The 3831-nt window shown below is 73.8% G+C and carries 5 protein-coding genes; 4 read left to right on the top strand and 1 reads right to left on the bottom strand.

What is annotated here, in order from left to right:
• Positions 1-179: 179 nt before the first annotated feature.
• The 4 genes from KS423_RS40695 (at position 180) to KS423_RS40680 (ending at position 2875) form a co-directional block, all read left to right on the top strand.
• Positions 180-1328 carry a glycoside hydrolase family 3 N-terminal domain-containing protein gene (locus tag KS423_RS40695; RefSeq protein ID WP_224284761.1) on the top strand — a complete coding sequence of 383 codons (1149 nt, stop codon included), beginning with the start codon at positions 180-182 and terminating at the stop codon, positions 1326-1328.
• A gap of 297 nt (positions 1329-1625) precedes the next feature.
• Entirely contained in the window at positions 1626-2093 is a 468-nt protein-coding gene (locus tag KS423_RS40690) for a hypothetical protein (protein WP_224284760.1), read from the top strand.
• A gap of 250 nt (positions 2094-2343) precedes the next feature.
• The gene (locus tag KS423_RS40685) at positions 2344-2685 is read left to right on the top strand and encodes a helix-turn-helix transcriptional regulator (protein ID WP_224284759.1); all 342 of its coding nucleotides are present in this window, start codon (positions 2344-2346) and stop codon (positions 2683-2685) included.
• Between the two features lie 43 nt (positions 2686-2728).
• Positions 2729-2875, top strand: a complete 147-nt coding sequence (locus KS423_RS40680; RefSeq protein WP_224284758.1) for a DUF6126 family protein — start codon at positions 2729-2731, stop codon at positions 2873-2875.
• A gap of 19 nt (positions 2876-2894) precedes the next feature.
• Here KS423_RS40680 and KS423_RS40675 read toward each other — a convergent pair.
• A partial coding sequence (locus KS423_RS40675; protein WP_224284757.1) for a hypothetical protein occupies positions 2895-3831 on the bottom strand: 937 nt, incomplete at its 5' end.

Below are 3831 nucleotides of genomic sequence, written 5' to 3'. Positions count from 1 at the left end.
CTCGCCGGTGGCGGGTGCCGGGCCCGCGCGTCGCGGCCGCGGGCGGCGCGGAGTGTGGCCGCCGTGACCTTCTGTGGTGCAAAGTCGGACCGCCGGATGAATCTGGTGCAGGGGGAGTGCAGAGTCACGCCCCTGGGTATGTTGACATGCCGAAGTCAAATGACGACCCGGGAGGCGTGATGGCCCCGTTCCGAAGTGTCGCCCAGTTCGGGGTGGTGCTGGCCGTCATGGGGGCCGCGCTCGGGCCGGTGCCGCTCGGCTCGCCCGCCCCGCCGCACGGTGCCCCGAGCGAGAGGAGCGCGGCGATGGCCGGCCAGGAGCAGGAGGACTCCCGGGTGCTCGCCGGGCGGCGCATCGTCCTGTCGTACTCCGGTCCGACACCGCCGGCCGGGGTGCTCCGGACGCTCCGGGAGGGGCGGGCGGCCGGGGTGATCCTGTTCGGCGAGAACGTCACCAGTCCGGAGCAACTCGCCGAGGCGGTCGCCGAGTTGAAGCAGGCGGCGGCCGAGGCACCGCATCCGCGCACCCTGCTGCTGATGACCGACCAGGAGGGCGGCAAGGTCCGCCGGCTGCCCGGTGCGCCCGAACTCTCCGCCCGCCGCGTCGGACTGGCGGCGGACCCGGTCGCCGCGGCGACGGACTCCGGGGCCGGCGCCGCCCGGACCCTCGCCGACGCCGGGCTGAACCTCAACCTCGCCCCGGTGCTCGACGTCTACGACAAGCCGGACAACTTCATCGACCACCCCGAACGCTCCTACGGCCAGGACCCTGCCACGGTGGCGCAGCTGGGCAGTGCCTTCCTCACCGCCCAACAGGGTCTCGGCGTGGCCGCGACCGCCAAGCACTTCCCCGGTCTCGGGGCCGCGCCCCGGGGTGCGAACACCGACGAGCGCCCGGTCACCCTGAACGTCCCGCTGTCGCAGCTCCGTGCCCGCGGCGAGGCCCCGTACCGGGCCGCCATCGCGGCGGGCGTGCGGCTGGTGATGACCTCCTGGGCGGTCTACCCGGCGCTGGACCCGGACCGCCCGGCCGGGTTCTCGCCCGCGATCGTCCAGGGCGAGCTGCGCGGCCGGCTCGGTTTCCAGGGCGTGACCGTCACTGACGCCCTGGAGGCCGAGGCGCTCGCCCCGTACGGCGGTGCCGGCGACCGCGCGCTGGCCGCCGCCCAGGCGGGGATGGACCTGCTGCTCTGCTCCGCCCGGGACCCGCAGCAGGCCGAGGACGCCACCGAGGCGCTGGCCGCCGCCCTGGACGACGGCCGCCTGGACCGACACGCCTTCGCCGACGCGGTGGCCCGGGTCGACGCCCTGCGGGGCTCACTGGGCTGAGCCGCGGCGGCCTGCCGGCGCCTCCGGCAGCGGCGCCGCGGGTGCGTCCGGGCGGTGGTTCGGGTGCGGTTCACCCGGGCTCAACTCGGGCGTTGCCTGAGAAGGTGGACCCGTTCGGCTCTTCGAGGGTGATTGCGCCATTGAGGATCTGGTTTCGGACGAGGGTTCGGTTCGAAGGCCAAATCGGGGTCAGAGCATCGGAATCGCATGGCAAAGTTCCTGTCGTGCGCCTGTGAAATGTCATATGTGCCACATCACCTGTCCCTGTCCGTCCTCGTTCCCTTCAAGGAGGAACCCATGAACCGGATCACCCGGATCGCCGCCGGCGCCGTCGGCGCCGCCGCCCTGCTCTCGGCCCCCGTCCCCGCGTTCGCCGCGGCCCCGGCCGCTGCCACCACCGCCACCACCGTCACCACCTGCGGGTACCAGAGCCTCCAGGCCGGCCTGGCCACCTATGCCTGCGCCGACGTGACCGGTGACAGCGTCGCGATCTACGGGAAGATCGGCCTGGCCGGCCCGCCGTCCCCGGGCACCCCGTGGCCGCCGGCGCCGAAGGAGCTGGTGACCCACCTGTCGGCCAACGTGGCCGGTGGGGCTTCGCTCGGCACGGTGAGCGGCCGCACCGTGTTCCAGGTGTCCACGGTGCGGGTCGACGGCATCTCGGCCACCGTGCCGTGCGGGTCGACCGTGCATGTGTCCTTCGACGTCGAGGGGTTCTGGAGCGGCCAGGTGCCGGCCACGGTGGATGTGCCTGTAGTCTGCTGACGACACGTCATCGTGACTGCCGGGCCCGGGAGTTGGCAGCATCCCGGGCCCGGCGTCCGCATGCCCCGGCCGGGGTGCGACCGCACGGCGGATCGCCCGGCCGGGGCATGCCGGGTTTCGGCGCGCCGAGGCGACGCACTGTGACGACTTGAAGAAATCTTCATCTGTCGCGATGATGCCTACCGGCCGCGGCATCGATCCCCGCCCGGCCGGACGACCATCGAGCCGGACCAGAGGGAGAGAGCGGACGATGCCGGTACCGCTGTACCAGGCCAAGGCGGAGTTCTTCCGCACCCTCGGCCACCCCGTGCGGATCCGGGTCCTGGAGCTGCTCCAGGACGGCCCCCGGCCGGTGCGCGAGCTGCTGGCGGAGATCGAGGTCGAGCCGTCCAACCTCTCCCAGCAGCTCGCGGTGCTGCGCCGCACCCAGCTGGTCACGGCGACCCGTGAGGGCAACACCGTGGTGTACGCGCTCAGCACTCCGGACGTCGCCGAGCTGCTGTGCGCGGCCCGGCGGATCCTGACCGAACTGATCACCGACCAGGGCGCGCTGCTCACCGAGCTGCGCGCCTCCGGCGGTCGGTCCCGCTGAGCCGCGCCCGGCCCGTCCGCCCGATCCGAGGAGAAGCACCACCATGAGCGAGAGCACGAGCGACGACGGTACGAGCGAGGAGAAGCGGCGCCGCAAGGCGATGCTGATCCGCGCGGGCATCTACATCTTCGCCACGCACCTGTTCGCCGGTTTCGTGCTGCTGCTGTTCGCGCTCGGCGGCCGGAAGTAGCGCGGCAAGGACGGGCGGCTCACCGGCGCGGCCCGCGGTCCGGCACCAGGTAGCGATCGCTGGTGCTGGTCCAGGCCTGCACGCCGGCGACCAGCTCCCTGGTGCCGTCCAGGTACCAGCGCCCGGCCGGGTGGCGGTGCAGCAGTTCGCGGCGCAGTTCCTCGCTCTCCTGCCGCAGCCGCACCACCCGGGTGCGCACCGCGTGGACCGCCCGGCCGCGGGTGCAGCCGTGGGCCCGCTGGAGGGTGAGAACGGTGTTGAACGCGGCCCCGGCCTGCCGCTCCTCGCGCTTCAGTGAGTAGAGGTCGTTGATCAGTGTGGCGGCGTCGGCGGTGTTGGCGCGCAGCCGGTGCAGCGCGGGCTCCGCGTGCATCGCGGCCGGGGCGTCGGCGCCGTGGACCCGTTCCAGTATGTTCATGAACGGGTAGAGGCAACTGCCGTGGCGGCGCAGCCGCATGGTGTCGGTCAGGTCGAGGCCGAGGGCGGGCACGGTGCCACGGGAGCGGTGGTCGGCCTCGGCGGGGAAGGTGGCCAGGCAGGCCCGCCACTCCCGGGCCGCCCGGGCGCGCCACTCGGGGGACATCGACGCGGTCTGCCGCTTCCACAACTCCCGCCAGGAGAGCAGGAGTCGGCTTTCGGAGGGGATCGTGCCGCGGGCTCCGTCGAGGACCGCGATCAGCGGGTCGACCAGGGCGCGGGCCTCGGCGGGGTGGCGGCCGGGCGAGCCGTCGAAGCAGTCGTCCAGGATGGTGAACCAGCCCAGCACGTCCACCAGGAGGTCGAGTTCGGCGCCCCGGGCGCGGGGGAAGGCGTGGCCGATCAGCTCGTGCAGCGCGTAGGCGCGGTAGCGGGGCAGCTCCGCCGGGGTGAGCAGGCCGCGGCGGAGCGCCCAGTCGGCGTGCCGGTCGGCGGCGAGGCGCAGGTCACGGGGCGGGCGGGGGCCCGCCTCGGCGGTG

This window comes from Streptomyces sp. LS1784 (assembly GCF_020103755.1).
Classification (GTDB): Bacteria; Actinomycetota; Actinomycetes; order Streptomycetales; family Streptomycetaceae; genus Kitasatospora.
The sequence above is the reverse complement of the archived record's forward strand: the minus strand, read 5'-3'. Positions and strand labels throughout refer to the sequence as shown.